Source organism: Anoxybacillus sp. B2M1 (assembly GCF_001634265.1).
Lineage (GTDB): Bacteria > Bacillota > Bacilli > Bacillales > Anoxybacillaceae > Anoxybacteroides > Anoxybacteroides rupiense.
Genome location: NZ_CP015435.1, coordinates 1,653,949 through 1,672,196 on the forward strand (window position 1 = coordinate 1,653,949; position 18,248 = coordinate 1,672,196).

At 34.6% G+C, this 18,248-nt stretch carries 14 protein-coding genes and 1 pseudogene; 5 read left to right on the forward strand and 10 right to left on the reverse strand.

The window, feature by feature from the left end:
* Positions 1–200 precede the first annotated feature (200 nt).
* On the forward strand, positions 201–605 hold the full coding sequence (locus tag GFC28_RS07970) for a (deoxy)nucleoside triphosphate pyrophosphohydrolase (protein WP_044741694.1): 405 nt from the start codon (positions 201–203) through the stop codon (positions 603–605).
* Here GFC28_RS07970 and GFC28_RS07975 read toward each other — a convergent pair.
* The 3 genes from GFC28_RS07975 to GFC28_RS07985 all read right to left on the reverse strand — a co-directional run bounded on the left by GFC28_RS07975 (position 582) and on the right by GFC28_RS07985 (position 6,280).
* A complete protein-coding gene (locus GFC28_RS07975) occupies positions 582–3,737 on the reverse strand; it encodes a DUF3427 domain-containing protein (protein ID WP_044741693.1) in 3,156 nt (1,051 codons plus the stop codon). The two genes, GFC28_RS07970 and GFC28_RS07975, sit on opposite strands and share 24 nt — an antisense overlap.
* 202 nt (positions 3,738–3,939) lie before the next feature.
* Positions 3,940–5,886 (reverse strand): DUF2075 domain-containing protein, encoded by a 1,947-nt coding sequence (locus GFC28_RS07980; protein WP_044741692.1) that lies wholly within the window; start codon positions 5,884–5,886, stop codon positions 3,940–3,942.
* Positions 5,887–5,947: 61 nt separating this feature from the next.
* Positions 5,948–6,280, reverse strand: coding sequence for a nucleotide pyrophosphohydrolase (locus tag GFC28_RS07985; protein ID WP_044741691.1), 333 nt, complete (start codon positions 6,278–6,280; stop codon positions 5,948–5,950).
* Between the two features lie 292 nt (positions 6,281–6,572).
* On the opposite strand from GFC28_RS07985, the pseudogene GFC28_RS20235 reads away from it, so the two are divergent.
* From GFC28_RS20235 to GFC28_RS19970, 4 genes and pseudogenes are all read left to right on the forward strand, one after another.
* A pseudogene (locus tag GFC28_RS20235) lies at positions 6,573–7,466 on the forward strand (transposase).
* Between the two features lie 226 nt (positions 7,467–7,692).
* Positions 7,693–8,184 (forward strand): hypothetical protein, encoded by a 492-nt coding sequence (locus GFC28_RS07995; RefSeq protein WP_052660901.1) that lies wholly within the window; start codon positions 7,693–7,695, stop codon positions 8,182–8,184.
* 98 nt (positions 8,185–8,282) lie between these two features.
* Complete coding sequence (locus GFC28_RS20240) at positions 8,283–8,501, forward strand: tyrosine-type recombinase/integrase (RefSeq protein WP_066329647.1); 219 nt, start codon at positions 8,283–8,285, stop codon at positions 8,499–8,501.
* A 153-nt stretch (positions 8,502–8,654) separates the two neighbouring features.
* Positions 8,655–8,870 carry a tyrosine-type recombinase/integrase gene (locus GFC28_RS19970; protein WP_172798645.1) on the forward strand — a complete coding sequence of 72 codons (216 nt, stop codon included), beginning with the start codon at positions 8,655–8,657 and terminating at the stop codon, positions 8,868–8,870.
* Between the two features lie 361 nt (positions 8,871–9,231).
* On the opposite strand, the gene GFC28_RS08005 is transcribed toward GFC28_RS19970, so the two are convergent.
* From GFC28_RS08005 to asnB, 7 genes are all read right to left on the reverse strand, one after another.
* On the reverse strand, positions 9,232–9,426 hold the full coding sequence (locus tag GFC28_RS08005; RefSeq protein WP_042407523.1) for a helix-turn-helix domain-containing protein: 195 nt from the start codon (positions 9,424–9,426) through the stop codon (positions 9,232–9,234).
* A 372-nt stretch (positions 9,427–9,798) separates the two neighbouring features.
* Positions 9,799–10,188, reverse strand: coding sequence for a hypothetical protein (locus GFC28_RS08010; RefSeq protein ID WP_042407524.1), 390 nt, complete (start codon positions 10,186–10,188; stop codon positions 9,799–9,801).
* A 162-nt stretch (positions 10,189–10,350) separates the two neighbouring features.
* A complete protein-coding gene (locus tag GFC28_RS08015) occupies positions 10,351–12,231 on the reverse strand; it encodes a hypothetical protein (RefSeq protein WP_044741690.1) in 1,881 nt (626 codons plus the stop codon).
* A gap of 266 nt (positions 12,232–12,497) precedes the next feature.
* Complete coding sequence (locus tag GFC28_RS08020; protein ID WP_042411600.1) at positions 12,498–14,033, reverse strand: serine/threonine-protein kinase; 1,536 nt, start codon at positions 14,031–14,033, stop codon at positions 12,498–12,500.
* Positions 14,034–14,416: 383 nt separating this feature from the next.
* The gene (locus tag GFC28_RS08025) at positions 14,417–14,782 is read right to left on the reverse strand and encodes a hypothetical protein (RefSeq protein ID WP_042411602.1); all 366 of its coding nucleotides are present in this window, start codon (positions 14,780–14,782) and stop codon (positions 14,417–14,419) included.
* Positions 14,783–15,055: 273 nt separating this feature from the next.
* A complete protein-coding gene (locus tag GFC28_RS08030) occupies positions 15,056–15,280 on the reverse strand; it encodes a hypothetical protein (RefSeq protein WP_042411605.1) in 225 nt (74 codons plus the stop codon).
* A gap of 708 nt (positions 15,281–15,988) precedes the next feature.
* Positions 15,989–17,887 carry an asparagine synthase (glutamine-hydrolyzing) gene (gene asnB / locus GFC28_RS08040; protein WP_042411608.1) on the reverse strand — a complete coding sequence of 633 codons (1,899 nt, stop codon included), beginning with the start codon at positions 17,885–17,887 and terminating at the stop codon, positions 15,989–15,991.
* Positions 17,888–18,248: the final 361 nt, after the last annotated feature.

The following is an 18,248-nucleotide window of genomic DNA, read 5'->3' on the forward strand; positions in this document are numbered from 1 at the left end:
AATGAATATCAAAGAAGGCTATGTACTAAATGTACGTAGTCTCCTAATTGTATTATGTCAGCGAAATAGACACGTTAAACAGAAAGAAGATAGAGGAGCTACTTTACTCTAGTCAATGTCATAAGCATAAAGAAACACCTACGAAAAAGAATTTTTATGATAAAATGAAGTAAAAATGTTAACAAAAGGAGAGCAATGTGATGAAAAAGACAGTTCGTGTCGTCGGTGCAGTTATTTACGATGAACAAGATCGCATTTTGTGTGCCCTTCGTTCTCCCCATATGGCACTTCCTGATTTATGGGAATTTCCTGGTGGGAAAATAGAAGAAGGAGAGAAGCCTGAAGAAACGTTAGTAAGGGAAATTCGCGAAGAATTAGGATGCACTATTAAAGTATATGAAAAAATTGAGGAGGTGCATCATGAGTATCCGAATGTTATTGTGAATTTACTTACATACAAAGCAAAAATTATTGAAGGAGAACCAAAAGCGAAAGAGCATGCAGAATTAAAATGGGTGCCAACTCAAGATTTGAGATCGCTTGAATGGGCACCCGCCGATATTCCGACAGTAGACGCGTTATTAGCGAATAAAATCAATGTATAAATCTTCTGGCACGGGATGATGCAAACGCCACATAATACTCATCGGCTTATCTCCATAACTGGATACATAATCGACTTCTCCGAGATAAGTAAATGGTAGCGTCATTCCGTGCATTTCTTCAAACTTTCGGACAAATAAATGAATATGAATTCCCCTATTTTTGTGGTGAATATAATTTTTCCCTACAGAAGAATCATGGGATGTTTGATTTTGGCTTTGCCAATGAAAATGTTTTTGATCGATAAAGTAATCTTTATAATGAAGGTGTTCCTCTACTTTTTGCGATTTATTCAAATTAACAAATAGTAAGTAATGATTTCCCACTTTGCTTACTCCCTCTCTCCACGCTCCTTCCTTCACACCGGCTTCAAATAAGAAAATCAAATCATTTCTCGTGTAATTTTGATATAGCGCAAGCTTTTCCCCTTGGGCAAAAAATCTCTCTGGCCGGTATGTTCGCCTGAATTCAGTTAATCCATAATCGAACCGATCCTTTATATACTGATAAAACTTATCATTTTGTGTCAATACAAGAACTTCACTATTTAGTACAAATTGATGATTGTCAACAACTTGCCCGAATGACCATTTTTGCTTTTTGTACGGTGCTGCTAATCGGTACATTGATTGCATAATCAACGTTTCATGTTTATCTAATTGAATGTCTACAGCGAATCTTTTTTTCAATTGCTTTGCCACGTCTTTGCAAGAAACTATTTTTTGTAAGAAAGCCAATTCCAAAATAATAAAATCGTAAGGCCACTTGATTGGCAATTGATTTTCTAATCTCTCTACGCATTCACACATCAATGGGTTATTTAAAATTTGCTTATCCAAATCGGTGAGATCATTCATTTTCTCTTTCGTTTTCACCCATGAGTGGTATTTATAAATAAAAAATGTCAAGCTTGGTGATTGTTCGGAGTATAAAAAATCCAATATTTCCGGTGAGCGACCGAGTTCGTTTTTAAATTGTTGATACAGCATTTTCAACATATCTGCCGAGTTCATTTTAATAGATTCAATACGGTCTAAAATTTCTTTTTGCGTAATTGGATCTAAATCAACGTACGATCCGGCTGGTAAATCGGCAAATTCATGGGTGACTGCAATGCGAAGAGAATCTTTGTCAAATGCTTTACGATTGATGTTTCCTGCCAATGCGAGCGGAACCATAAATGACTTTTGATAGTTTCCGATAAAATCTAAAATTGTAACAAACTCTTTTCCTTCCACTTTTCTTAACCCTCGTCCTAACTGTTGAATAAACACAGTTGATGATTCCGTTGGTCGTAGGAAAAGCAGAAGGTTGAGTTTTGGAATATCGATTCCTTCATTGAAGATATTGACGGTAAATATTAATTGTAGCGGATCATCGGGATCTTCTAGCCGCTTAATGACTCGTTGACGGTGTTCTGCATTATGCTCACCAGTCAGATATGTAGTGCAATATCCACGCTTATTGAATTCCTCGCTCATATACTTCGCGTGCTCAACATTCGCGCAAAAACCAAGTCCAATCATTGAATCGCCGTCGTAGCCGTATGTGCGAATCATTTCAATAATAAAATCTGTTCGCTCATGATTTTTTAAAGCCCGCACTAAGATGTCATCATCGAAAACTCCATTTTTTAATGGAATTTTGCTGTAATCAACTGTACGATCAGAAACTCCAAAATAATGGAACGGCGCAAGCAGGTTCGCTTCCAATGCTTCTCTCAAACGCATTTCGTATACGACATTATGGTCACAAATCGCTAGAACATCTCTGCCATCCATTCTCTCAGGAGTCGCTGTTAAGCCTAACAAAAACTTCGGTTGGAAGTAGGCAATTATTTTTTGATATGTAGGTGCCTCGGCATGATGAAATTCATCGATGATTATATACTCGAATTCATCTTGTTCAAAGCACTGCAACGTTTCGTTCTTATGAAGAGATTGAACAGTGCTGAATAAATAAGGCTTGCTAAATTCTTTAGCCGTTCCAGTAATTTTGCCGAACATGTCATCGATACCCACTACGTCTTTAAAAATTTCAATGGCGCTATCCAATAGCTCTTCTCGATGCGCAATAAACAGAAGTTTCTTGGGATTATAATTTTTCACATCGAAAGCAGCCAAGTAGGTCTTTCCGGTCCCTGTTGCAGCGATAATTACTCCTTTGTCATTCCCAGACTTTCTTGTGTGTTCAAGATTTTTTAACGCTTTCTTTTGCATGTCATTCGGTTCAATAGTTGGCTTCAAAGTATAACTTTTGGGCTGCTCAGCGACAAATAAAGTCTTTTCCGTTTTTTCTTTCCCTGCATTTCGTTTTTTGTAACTTTCGATAAATTCATTAGTAAGAGGGATGGCTTCTGTGTCATTCCATATGTTTTCAAATATTTGCTTCGCTTGTTCATAGATCGGTAGGAAGCTATTATCCGGGATCTTCACATTTAGTTCATGGCCATTGATTAGTGCTGAATGAGAGAGATTGGACGAACCAATAATGACAGTGTTTAAACCAGAGTCTCGCCGGAACATATATGCTTTTGTATGGAACGATTGATGCTGGGTATCAATCACTTTCACCTGCACATTTGAAAACTGCATTAGCTTTTCAAGCGCCTTCGCCTCTGTAATTCCTAAATAGGTAGAAGTAATAATACGAACCGGAATTCCCCTATGTTGAAGCTCCAACAGTGGGCGAATAATCAATTGAAGCCCCGACATCCGAATAAAACTAACCATAAAATCGACAGAATCAGCTGTCAACATTTCATATTTAAGGGTTTTAAAGAAATTTTTCATTGAGTGCTTGTCATTGTGTAGCAAATTTAATCTCGACAGAAAAAAGTCTTCCATAACCGGCACTTCTCTATGAGAGTGGTTATACGTAATCATTGATAAAGGTAAAGAAAATTCTTCTCCATTGCCCCCCTCTACTAATCTAGAAATGTGTTCCGTGAGCTGGACGATCTCATCAAAACGGTTTTCGTCAACTAGACTCTTAAATTTATTAGCTAGCTGCTTAGCTGCATGAAGAACAAGAACTTCTATATATTCTTTAGGAGCTAAGCGCTGCACGAAGTTCGCATCAGGATATTCTTTAGTTACAAGTTGTAATTCCTCGAAAAAACCTTTATTTTGCATGCAATCACCTGGCTTGCTTCCCTAGATTTAAATCGTTATCCTAATTCCTGACTGAAATTATAAAGCTTGCTTAAATATAAAATCATCCTGACCATTTTTCTCTGACCCACATCGTTTATCATGATTCTCCTCAACCATTTGAACGCAAAATTCTTTTTTCGTATCTTTTATAGATTTTTCGTATTAGAGAACCGTTTTAAATTTAATATTCTTCCCCCTTCTCCGCTATCATGAAAAGCTGTTTAGAAAATTCATTTTCGTTGTAATGGTGCTCAATATCTTTTAGCCGTTTTCGTAAATACTTCTCTAACTCCTTATTTGTACAGTAAACAAAACAACCTTTTTGTCCCCGTGTTAGCAACGTACGATACGTATTTCGAATGATTTCATCTGCGATTTGCAAGGCTTCCTCTGGTTTTTCCTTCACTATTTTTTTCAACCCTTTTAACGATTGATCTGTTTTAGCTCGTTTCGTATAGTCTGTTTGAACATATCCATCCTTGTAAATTAAATCATCCCCAATAATAACCCCTACATAATCAAATTCGAGTCCTTGACACGTATGAATACAACCTGCTTCACTTACAGAATTCTCATCAATAGCCCATGTTTCGGAATTTCCAAGATTCCAGCTCATACTGAAATGATGCTCGGAAATAACGATATCATGGACGTTCGGATTATTTTTTCCGTCTTTAATCCAATCCCAACAATATCCTGCTACGATACGGGATTTATTGTTTACTTTATTTAATTTTTCTATTTCATTGCGTAATTCGTTTGGGTCTGAATAGATCCGGAAGTCATAGTTACTATCAAAATAGTTGGCGTTGGCTGTTTCACGAATTTGTAACACATCGTCGATCCAAGCTAAATATCCATCAGATCCGTTGCAACGAAACTGGGATTCGAGAATTGCTTTCGTAACCTTCGCTCCATATCCTTTTGCAAATTCTTCAATCATTTGAATGCTGCCAATATCCTTCAATGTCACCCGCTGTCGTTCATCAATGAAGAAGATGGATAATTTCGATGCGTTAATAATTTCTTTCACTTGATTTTCACCAAGATTTTGAAACATTCCCGATTTTTCATTTAAGCGATGCGCTTCATCAACGATCAGAGCATCGAACTCATTCGAAGGTGCATTAACATAACTGCCTGAGCCAGTAAACAAATTATCAATATGTCCCTTTCGGAAATCTTGTTTTAATTTTTGCGCATATACTTTCCTTGGTGCAGCATTTTTCGTGACATACTGACAAACTAGATTTCGATTCGTCAACTCTACAAGTAAATTAATGGCTATCACGGATTTGCCGGTTCCAGGACCACCTTCCACAATCAACACTTGTTTTTGATTCGTTCTAACCGCTTCGTTCGCCAGTTGAAGCGCTGTTTCATATACCACTTTTTGATCATCAATCATAATAAACTCTCGGTTGCCTTTTAACATGTTGTTTAATGAGTCCTGTAGCGATTTTGACGGTCGAATGCGCCCCTTTTCGATTTTGTAAAGATTCTCTTTATTATCACCATATTTGATATACCGTTTAATAAAAGAACGCAATTTAGCTGCGTCCCCTTTTAAGAATAAAGGAGCTTGATCGATATAATATTGATATACAGAATCCGTTAAAGGATCTCTGTCGCTTGCCTCTATATAATTATGTAAATATGCACATGGATAAAGTTGAATATCGTCATTTTGCGCATTTTCATTATAGTCTTTAATTAACGAGGCGTAGGACCATGCTTGATACGAAGGATGGGGTGTCTCAATAATATGACGATTAATAACCGTTTTTACAACGGCTTCTTTCTCTTCTACTTTTTCCACTTGTTCCCACTGTTTTAATTCAATAATAATGACAGATCGGTTATTATTCTGATCAGTTCCGGAAATCAGAAAATCGACTCGTTTAGAGGTATGCGGGATTTTAAACTCAATCGCTATACCTGCATTATTTGGAATCTCCCCATCGTTTAACACGCGGTACAAATATTGCATTGAATTATCCCAGGCACGAACTTCTTGCTTATTAACACGGCCAATTTTCTCTTCAAAATTATTGCAAATATGATGGACTAATTGATCATCAAACACATCTTTTAAAAACTCTTCCTTTGTTGCTTCGTAGACGATCATGTTTCTCTCACCTTTTATATTATCGAGATTTTGGAATACGATCTGTTAAATACTGCTTTTACTATTCAAGTTCATTATATTTCTTGCTTGACCCAAACACCTTCTCTACCGGATATTTTTGTTCGTTCTTCTCCAATTTACGAAGAATTGCCTCTTCCACATCAATCCCTAATTCATGGGCAAGTTGGAGTGCATAAATCATCACGTCCGCAATTTCATCTTTGATATTTTCCAAATTAACGTGCACAGCCTCCTCACTGCTTTTCCATTGAAAATTTTCTAATAACTCCGCGGCCTCTAAACTTAGTGAAATCGCTAAATCTTTTGGGTTATGAAATTTTTTCCAATTACGGGCATCACGAAACTCAATGATTTTTTGTTGTAAGTGTTTCAAATCATTCACCACCAAATAATCGTTACTACAACCTTCTTTAAAATTTTAACAAAAAAATACTATTTGCTGCTACATTTCCAGAACAAAAGAAAATATCTAATTTATACATCTATATAATACATGTGATCTTTACACTTAAAATAACCGGCAATCAATTTCAATGTATCTAAGCAAATAGAAAAAAACGTGTTGCAAAGCGTACAATGAATGTATAAATGCACATAAAAAATCCACCACCTTAGAAATCATATACAGTGACCAAAACCAGTTACCAAGGGGTGTAGGCACAATCATGATTTCCAATTTAAACAAAGAACAGTCATGGTCTTATGAAATGAATCCACTTTTAGCATCCTTATTTCGATAGATCGACTCTCTGTCGTTGCTGGAGACACCATATGTACCAGGAAGACCGATGATGTCGAAAAAATCTTGATTGAAATGTTTCTTTTTGAAAACCTATTTTTCTATTGATTCCTTGTGAAAATTAGTACGCATTCTGTAGCGTTTTCGCTGTTTTCAACGGGCTTGTGAGCTTAATGAAGTCCTACATTTGTCTACGTTTTCCCTTCTTTTGCGACAAAGTAGTTTCGAGAACAAGGATTTTACGTTTTTCATGCCCAACTTCTCAAAGATTTAGAAGTCCGGTATCCTCCAAGTCGTCCTTATTGATAATACGGCACTCCGAAGCAGTCTTTACGATTCTCAAGAGAGGTGGGGAATTTCGACACGATATAACTGGTTTGAAAAATATAAATTACACCTTTGTACCACCACAGAAGGAATCGTCTGATCCCATGTCTTGACGATGACGAATCGCAATGATGCAACTATTGTGCTCGAATTATTTCCATTTTTCGGAGATAGGAAGGTGGAGTTTGCCCTTGAAGATGCAGCCTATGACAGTGAAAAAGTCCGCCAGCCCGCTGAGTAGACCGGGATTTTTTTGTGTCGCCTATCAACCCTCGAAATAGTAATCAACGAAAAGATGCGTATGTATGGTCGGGTGATTCCTTCGTTTTTGAAAACTGAATTCGGAAAGTGGTTGTTTCGTTCCCGCAACGCGATTGAGCAAGTCTTTAATCAGCTGAAGAATAAAGGACTAGAGCAACCACGTTTGTACGGGTTTCATCGGCATTTACTACATATACAATTATGCATCCTTATGCGCCATTTTGAGTTTTGACTCTAGTTTTGCAACACCATCAAGGTATTAAATTAAAAATCATGTTACAAAAAGTAATAAAAGACTGGTTTTATTAGTTTCGATAAATAGTTGGTAGTTATTATGAACATCCATTTCATTATTTGGTGGTCAACTAAGATTTTTAACAGAACAAAAATTTAATGAAACATCTTCCATCATGGTTCGTATTGAAATACTAGAAAATAATCAACTTAGGAGGATAAAAGTGAGTAGAGACTCACAGCAAAATACAAGTTTAGATTCTATAGCAAGCGGCATTGGTTTTTCTTTTTCCTTAATAGTTATAGCTATTTTTATTTATTTCTCACCTGATTATCTTGGTTCAGAGGTCATCTCTTTGATCATGAGTTCCTTAATGATGGCTTTTGGTATTATAGGGTTAGGGATAGAGTTAAACAAGTTAAACAATGAAAAAAAGTTTGGTTTCGATGACCTTGGTATTGGCTTAGGATTAATAATTTTTTGGGCAATTCTACATTATTTCTTCCCAATAATTTGGTTGAACTGGGTCTTGTTGTTTGTTCTTTTCATTGGTTTTTACGGTATAGGAGTAGGCATTGTTAAACTTGTGCAGAATATTATTGAAAGTAGTTCTGGAAGACAATTAGCAATTAAAATCTCTGTTGGCATTGTTCAAATTGCTGCAACTGCTGCAACAATATATGAGATATTAAAAACCTTTAATCTTCTACCATAGGCATAGGAGCAAATTAAAATATATTACCATTTATCCCCTTCAGAATGTGATCCTTGAACCAGATTAATCTAGGAACATAAATCTACGGCTTCAGGTACATGCTAAAAACTTCATTTCTTAAAGTTGCAAAATCCAGTCCTTACTATACCGCTTTCTTTCTTGCAGTCATGACTGGAATGCGACAAGGAGAAATACTTGGTCTTCGTTGGAAAGATATCGACTTTGAAAATGAACGTCTTTATGTAAAGCAAACATTAACACAAAACAATTTAAAGATAGGGCTAAAAGTAAAGCGGGTAATCGCTCAATCGGTTTAGATACTTACACCATAGCAGTTCTTAAACAACACAGAAAAAAGTTGTCGCAACTAAGCTCAAGTGTGGGACTGTCTACAATGACTTTGACCTTGTTGTCTGTAGTTCTAAGGGTAACCAATCAACCCGAGAAACTTACTAAGAACATTCAATAACTTGGTTACGAAAGCCAATCTACCTAAAATTCGATTTCATGATTTAAGACATACACACGCAAGTTTAATGCTACAACAAGGTGAAAACATTAAATTAATATCGGAGCGGTTGGGTCACAGTAATGTGAAAATTACGTTGGATATCTATTCACATGTTTTACCTAACATGCAAAAAGATGCGTCTAACCGTCTTGCAATCCAACTATTTAATAGCTAGACCACTGAATCTGTGAGCAAACTTGTGACCAACGAAATGAGCAAGATTTTTCCTATAAAAATGAAAAAGCCCGAAACCCTTGGTACACAAGGACTTCAAGCTTCTCGATTAGATGATTCCGACTGGGCTCGAACCAGCGACCTCTACCCTGTCAAGGTGGAATTTATTATTTATACATAATTTTAATTAGTTTTATCTAACCTTAAAAAACCTTATTAAATCAATATTTTATTGATACTCATAGAAATTAAATTCTTATTTAATTATATCCTTTTTTATCTTTTTTCACCTATTCCTCCGCCAAAATCCACACCAAATCCTCCAAATTAATACGAAAAGCAATAAAAAACGAGGCTGTACATCATCCAGCCTCGTTTGTACCATTTAACCATTTAAGAAACACAGTTTTGCTTACTCTTAATTGTCTTCCGATTTTAACAACATGAAACTGTCCACTATTGAGTAATTCATATGCATTTGTTATACCAATTTGCAGGATCTCCTTGATGTCTTCTGCAGTTAAAGTAATTGGTAATTCATCTTCGTTTTTATACATACAATCTACCTCCATTCGGAGGTCAGACGTATTTTAATTAGTGTTTTAAATAAAGTGTTCTAACCGATGTTTCCAGTAAAGGGTGTTGATTAGTGCTTTGAATTAAAGTGTTTTGATTGGTTTTCTTATTGCTGACCTTTTTCGTTTTTTTACAAATATTAATTATTTATAAAAATCTTACTATATAACTATAATTTTGTAAAGATCCAAAATAATAAAGAAGGAATTTTTTGTTCCTCTTTTGACTTACGCTAATGCAGTTTCAATTATATTTTTAGCACTATTGTTTACATATTATCTTCGTTTAGTCCGTTATAAGAAACAACTTCCCAAACAGGCTCTTGTTTTTCTGCAACAAAATAGCCATTCAATTCAACGACTCGCCCTTTTGCCCATGGAGATTTTCTCTATGTCTATCCAAGAAAATGTTGAATTTATTTCATATTCAACTTCATGGATAAACGCTAAATAATAGAGAGCATTTATTTTATATTCTTCAATACTCCTCCGCACTTTTTCAATGTCACTTAGAAATGGTTTGTCTGATAAATCATATTTATATTTCATTTCAACCACTGCAATGATTTCGTCTACGTCGTTTTTCAAATGGCCATTTTCCCCCGGATTTTCATTCAGTTTGACAACAACCAAATCTGCACGCAATCCCATATAATAAAATTCTGTATATATCCTTAAATGATTATTCAATAAGTAATGATCGCCCAATCGTCTTCTCAAGTGATAATAAAAAGCATTTTTCAATGAATCCTCTTTCAGCAAACTATACTGCAAATAATTAATCTTTTTTAATAATCTTCTAACCAAAACTTTTTATAGCACTATCGACTTCTTTGTAAATTTTTTCGCTAAACACCGTCTCACCCGGATCATCAAAAAATTTAAGTTTGCAGTAAAAGCAACTCTTTACTCCAACCTTTGAATATTGCTTCGAATCCTCTGAATTCTTAATGCAGCAGGAGAAACACCGCCTATTTTCGCATAAATCCGATCTTCGATATCCTCAATTCTTTCCCCAAGCAACGCCTTTAAAATTATTCCTACAAAAGAGGTGGTTAGTGGCGGAACAGTTAATCCGGTAGGTAATAAAGCAAATTCTAAACCTAAACCTAGTATATCAATTTTTTCTTGAATAAGACGACCACAGGATTTATTCCATTTACGAATTTCATTATTAACAACTTCTACTTGTTCAAGCAATTTCTCATACGAACCACTAGACTGGTTGACTATTTCTGTGATAATGTTCCTTAATTTCTTCACCTCAGAATCATTCAAAACATCTATATAATCAAGAATCGATACATTTTCTGGACATATTATTTTTAAATTCTTTAATACAACGCCCATTTCATCGATTTTAGGAACCAACAAATTTGTATCTGAACCAGCATGTAAATGGGATACTAAATTTAAAATTTTTTCATTACGAACAATGCTAGGATAAAATACTGCTCCAAGCGCTCTTGCTATTGACAATTGCGTGCTGTACATATGCGATTCTATAAATATTGTATCGGATACTTCTGAAGACAATTTATTTCTCAAATATGAAATTAATGATTGTACGGCTCCTCCAGCAGTTATACTTCCGGCAGCAATATGTCCTTCATTCATAAACCATGCTTCTCCAGCCTCAGCAACTTGTATGTGGATATCAGTTGTTTCTGTTAATGCGTTTACTAGTAAAGTTTGAGTTGGATTTTTTTCTAACAGTTTTTTATTAATCAAAGATACGTTATAACTCACTTCTGCAGCAACTTGTGGGTTCTCCCTAAACGTTTTCCAAAATGGGAATTGATTTGCTAAGGTAAGGATAGTCAAACCATCTAATTGACGAGGTAATATAACATTTATGTCCTTATCCTCTAAAAATTTTCTAACTGTAGATGGCTTGTATTTATGCAAAGGATTTTTGAAAATGGGTATAAGTTTACCTTTTCTAGCCAATGCAAGAACTAAATCTATAGGTAAAGAATTTAATGCCTTATAAGAATTATTTTTATCCGGTAAAATGGGATAAAACACTTTAGAATATAGTGTTAAAAGAATTGAAAGTTGTTGTTCTGTAATAAAGGGATCGACATAAATTGTTCCACCTTTAGGTAACCTATTATCGATAATAGATGTGTATTTGATTTCACCGTTTATTAATTTACCTAACGTATCACCGAAACGCTCTTCATCACGCTTAGCAATATCTCTTATATGATCATCCTCATAATCCAAAACATCAAAGCGACTAGTTTGAATAAAAAAATTTTTTCTTCTTTCTTCAATAGAGTCTAACATCTTTTCCTCAAATTTATAAACCGATATAGACATATCAGAAGGAAATAACTCTTTTAATATAGATTTTGCTTTTTCAATCATCTCCTTGTCTGCTTCAAAGTTTTTATCAGCAATATATACGTGAATAACTCCACCACTTACAGTTATTAAGTCAAAATAAACACAGTTAGGAATACAACTTTTTACTAAAAATTCTATATCAGAATGAGTAGCAGAAAATATGTGCGCTCTTCTTATATGCTCAGGCAGTTCATATAAACCTTTATTTGGAAAAGGACTATTACAAAAAGGCTCAATGATTACTTGTATTCCTAAAGGTCTGTTTTTTTCTACCACTTGTCTGGCTAAATCAATGATTTCCTTCGTAGCATTACCGTTCTCATCTCCAATAAATAATGTAATTCTTCCTAAACCATTTTCGATTGAATTAATTTTCTTTATTCCGGGAACTCTAAAAAACACTGCTCTTTCAATTTGGTACCGATATAGACTCATAATTCCCTCCAACAATGTTTTTTATTATAGTCCACTAATTTCTTACAATATTTTACTATATAAAGTTACTTCTGTAAAAATATACTCCAACTTCTAAACTGTTTTTGGCGATTGTACCAAATATTTTAGTAAAAAATAACCACTGAATAATTTCCAGTGGTCTGTGATTAGTCTCTTTTCCCGTATTAAAAAACGCGTGCAATTAATGTATTACTGATTATGATGAACTACTACCGTTTATCAAAAGTTATTTAGTGTTTAGGCTGTTAATTATACATTACGATAAACTCTTGAAATTTCTCAATATTTAAGGGAAGAACTTCTGTGTTATAAATATGCAGTGCATATATTAATGGAATTTCTTTTTCAAGTTCATTAAATTCAAATGGAAACGGCTCTGGTCTTCTCACTCTGCCAAAACCACTATTTGTATTGATTAGCATAACCCACTCGCCATATATATCTTCTTTATTCTCTACAAGCAGAATATTAAACCCTGTATTATCCGGGCTTTTTAAATATCCCCAAGCCAGTATTTTCTTATTATCTCTAAGTACAGGTCTTACAACTTTTTTATGAGTTATTCCCCTGTCAAATTGTGATGGCACCTCTCGGATAAAATCATTGTCAAATAATGCTTTTAATTGGATTGTTAGTGTTTTGCCTGAGACAAGGTGGATCTTAGTATATATCTCACTTGAATCCATCGAGTTCAGCGGTGTCATTGTTATTTGTCCGCCAGTATATCTTCTGTTAAACTCTTCAATAAATTCTTTAATAGGATTGTAAATATCATTGGCGTATTGATAGTTAATCATTTTTAAGTAGTTCTTTCTCTCTTGCCTCTCTTTCTCCTGCTTTAATTGTTCTTCCCGAATTGAGATATCCTTACTTAAACGAATATTAATCATATTTTCAATGATTTTAGAGTTTTCAGTGGGTGGTTCATTATCAATAAGCAAGTCATTTCTAATTTCCTGCCAACTTTTATATCTCTTTGCAGTACTTTTTTCTATCATTTTCATAATTACTTGTGTCATTGTAGTAGTTAAAGCAGGATTTATTGATTTAGGCGATGGCGGATTAGTAAAATAATGAGCGTTTCTCCAATCCTGAACATCTGCGTGATGCGGCAGATTAAAAGGATGCTGTAAGGTGGCTAGTTCATAAAATATAATACCCATTGAGTAAATATCCATTTGTATAGTGTTCTTCTCCAGTTTCCATCCTTCTGGTGCCATATATCTAATATGGCCGAACCCTTTAAAAGTCATTTGCCTAGTTCCATCATGAACTATTTTGGATAAACCGAAATCCGATATCTTTACTATTCCGTTATGCAGCAAGATATTATCCGGCTTAATATCTCTATGAATTAAAATACTATTGATATGCTCCATGCCATTAATTAACTGGTGAAAATAGTCAAGCAAATCCTTATTAGAAATAAATTCATTCTTTCGGATTGCAGTCTTTATTACCTGCTGAAGAGTTCCTCCGTTAGCATATTCCATTATAATGTATGGAGGCAATTCAGAATATTTGCTTCCATCATGAACAAAAACATAATTCACTGCATTTTCATGCGAAACCTTCATAGCCATGACGCTCTCATTTTGAAAACTCAGAAGTTGCTCGCTGTTCGGGAAATTAGACGGCAAAGTTTTTAATGCCCAAATACTTTTATCAGATTCTTTTTCGATTTTATAAACATATCCAAAACTCCCATTTCCAATAGGCTCTAATACTTTATAACTATTTTCTTCCCCATCAAATACAACAGAATTCGGTTGTATTAACAAATATATTCCCCTCCCTAACGAAATTACCGTTATCTGTATAGTAAATATTATAAACTGAAATATAAAATTCTACATTATCAGATACATAAACAAAATAAAGAAGTCAAGCGATTCCATTAATAAAATAGGAAAATTGCCCCATTCCTCCCCCCTAAACTAATCATCTATATTTTATTGAGTTTCGTGCTTTTTCTCTTATCTCCTGCATCCCTTTCGAATGAGAAAAGAGGCTATAATTAAACCTCTCTTCTCCCCACGAAAAGATGAAGATGAAAAAGTAGCAAAAAGTGTAAATGATGTTTAAGTATAACGCTGTTTATATACCTTGTTAGGACTATTCTGGAAAAATTCCACTTGTGAGTATATCTTTATTAAATTATTTGTTAGTTACGGCTAATTGCCATCAAATAATTACTCATGATGTAATGAAACACTTTTTCCTGCAATATATAGTTCTGTTTAATGTCTGGAAAACTTAATTTGTAGTAGTTATACTTTGGAGTCTTCACAATTTCATAAGTGACATCTTGTTTAAACAGGTCAATCAACATCGGAATTTCTTCTATGTAAAAATTCTTGTTAATCTGCATGTATTCAAAATAAGGCAAGACACAGTGTAAAACGGTTCCGTTTTCTGTTTTAAGTACTAAAGAAACCTGTTTATACGGCTCAATCTCAACAGCACTTTTCAAAACAGAATCTTTATACAGAAAATTGATTTCAATTAATTCTTCTACTGTGTATTTCATGTCCGTTCCCTCCCTTCTTACATTATTTCATCTCTTACCTTTATGTTTATAATCACCTGTATTTATTGCAAAAGTCTTATATAATACCGTTATGAATAAAATAGAGAACAGTTAAGCTTAAAAAGCCTACTGTTCCCCTCCCTATACCTTAATCCGTATGTCATTTCAGCAAATCGCGGATGTAATACAAAATGATCAAAGTGATTAAACTAATCAAAAACTTAATCCCACTTTTATCGTTTTCCTTCTGCTTCATCCATGTTCACCCTCTGCTCAAATCATTAAAAACGAATAAATGACTGCCCCAAAAATCGACAGTAAAATTACAATTCCAATAACATATTTCACGTATCTGTAAACCTTCGTTTGGGAAAAATTTTTAAAGCAAAGATGAATGGCTAAATCAGCGAATGCGACGATGATTATAAAAACAAACAGCAACAAACAAAAATCTGAGGCCTTTTCTGCCCATGCAATTAACGACTGTATTTCTGACATGAGAACTCCTCCTTTTTTATCTTACGTTATTTTGCTCTCTTACTAAGCATCATTTAAATTTCAAGGGGTTCAATCCTGCTTTTTTATTGAACATGCGATGTGGTTACGGAATCAATTTATAATTATTGATAATTATTGAATATGCAAATATAAAAACACGGAGCCAAAGCCCCGTGTTTAAATAAATATTGTCAGGTAGTAACTACATTTACTGTCAATTAATTATTAATACACCAATTTATGTATATTAAACATGTAATAATGTTTTATGTAATAAAAAATCATTTTTTATTTTGTTTTTTATACTCTGCATATATCTTGGTTAACTCCTGTAATACTGTCAAACCATTCTCTCCCCGAATTTTTTGTTAATAATACGCTATCTCATCGGGGACTAACGTATTACCTCCAAAAGGAAAAATAAAGGCGCTCTTTGAACTCTCAGTTAAATATTTCGTTATCGACTTATCATAAACTGGATTCGTTGTTTCTATCAAGTTTAAATCGAGTCTTTCTGGTTTAATTCCTCCTGAAATAATCAATACTTCAAAACCATCTACCTTTTCTACTTTCCGCTTTGGATGGTCTAGAAAATAATTAAACACATCATTTAATGTAAACTCATATCCATCAAATAGAAAAGCACCCAAAGCTGAATTTTTAGAAGCTTGGGTGCAAATAGAAGACAGGCAACGAAAATCAGTCAAATTAGATTAATAGCGACAGCTTGTCTTTTCTATATATATTTGTAAAATCGTATTTCTTTTCCATGTATACTTGATGCCAAATCATAAAAGCAAGGACGGTCCAGATTTTTCGGCTATGGTCTGCTTTATTTTTGCAATGTTCGTCTAGTAAACGATACAATACATCTTTATTAAATAAATGATCGGTTGCGCTTTCTTTTATAATGTTTTTCGCCCAATCATGCATTTCATTTTTTAACCAATGACGAATTGGCACCGGAAATCCTAATTTTTTGCGATTTAAAACATGATCTGGAACAATTCCTTTTGCTGCTTTTCGTAGAATATATTTCGTCGTTTTGTTTGTCGTTTTCATTTCCGGAGCAATTTTGGCGGCTACTTCAAATACCTTTTTATCTAAAAATGGAACCCTCAACTCTAATGAATGGGCCATCGTCATTTTGTCGGCTTTTAATAAAATATCGCCTCGCAGCCATGTATGAATATCAATATATTGCATCCGGTTTACAGGAGGATAATGAGTTGTTTCTCTATAAAAAGGAGCTGTAATATATGTATATTCTAATCCCCTCTTATATCCTTTTAGCAGTTCTTGTTTTTCTGTCTCGCTATACATTTTCGCATTGCCGATATATCGTTCTTCCATTGGTGTTGTACCGCGCTCAATAAAGCTTTTTCCTTTTATTCCTTCCGGGAGTAGCCCTGCAATCACTCTCAAAGCTGATTTAACCGTACTTGGCATTCGCTCAAAAAGTTCCAATGACTGTGGCTCACGATAAATGTTGTAACCGCCAAATAACTCGTCAGCTCCCTCACCGGAAAGAACGACCGTTACATGCTTTCTTGCTTCCCGGGCAACAAAATAAAGCGGTACTGCCGCAGGATCGGCAAGTGGATCATCCATATGCCACATAATTTTCGGTAATTCCGCCATATATTCCTCTGGTGAAATGACATAGCTAATATTCTCAACGCCCAGCTTTTCCGCTGTTTCTTTTGCCACATCAATTTCACTGAAGCCTTCCCGCTCAAAGCCGACAGAAAATGTCTTGATATTAGGATTGAATTGTTTAGCAATTGCTGCAATGAAGGATGAATCAATTCCTCCTGATAAAAACGAACCTACCGGCACATCGCTGCGCATATGCACTTGCACGGAATCGAACAGCGCGTTGCGAATTTCTTTGACAAGTTCATCTTCTGATTTGATGATAGGTTGGAATTGGGCTTTCCAATAGCGATGAATGGTTAATTTTTCACCGATTTTTTTCTTAATATAATGACCCGGTTCTAACTTTTTAATACCAACAGACATCGTCATCGGTTCAGGTACATATTGGAATGTTAAATAATGCTGCAGTGAATCATAGTCTAATAAATCATTTTTAAGAGCGAGCAAAATACTTTTCTTCTCGGAAGCAAAAAACGTACGGTCGCCCTGTTCCATGTAGAAAAATGGTTTTATGCCAAACGGGTCACGTGCCGCAAAAATCGTTCTCTCTTGTTTGTCCCAGATGACGAAAGCAAACATACCTCGAAGCTTTTCTACAGCTTTTTCTTTTTCAGCACTATAAAGAGCAATAATGACTTCTGTATCGGAATGAGTAGTAAATTTATATCCCTTTGCAAGCAATTCTTCTCTCAATTCCACATAGTTGTAGATTTCCCCATTAAATATGATCCAATATCGTTCATTTTCATAGGACAATGGCTGGTGCCCTGTCTCAAGATCAATAATACTCAAGCGTCGAAATCCAAAATTCACGTATTCATCAAAAAAATAACCACCATCGTCAGGACCGCGATGAGTAATGATATCATTCATTTCTTGAAACGTTTCTTTCCATTTTTCATCGACGATTCTTGGATGATCATGAATACAACCAATAAAACCGCACATGATATTGCTATTCCCCCACTTTATCAAATTTAAATTTTATAGATTGTATCAAGACTTGGGTTAGCAAAATATAATATTTTGATCTTATTTAAATTTAACAAACTCTATTTTTATACCATCTATAGGTTCCTGTAATGAACTTTTAACATAAATTATTCCTCCTGAAACCTGTTACGATATTCTCATACTAGAAACATATCAACACAAAAATTAGTAGCTTTTCACTCAATGATATTCTCATTCCTCAAACACAAACATATTAAAACAATAAAATGTGGAGAAATTATGGATTTTTTAGAGATTGTTACAATAATTACATGATAAGAATCATCTCCATTGTTTCTGCAAATTTAGTTGATAA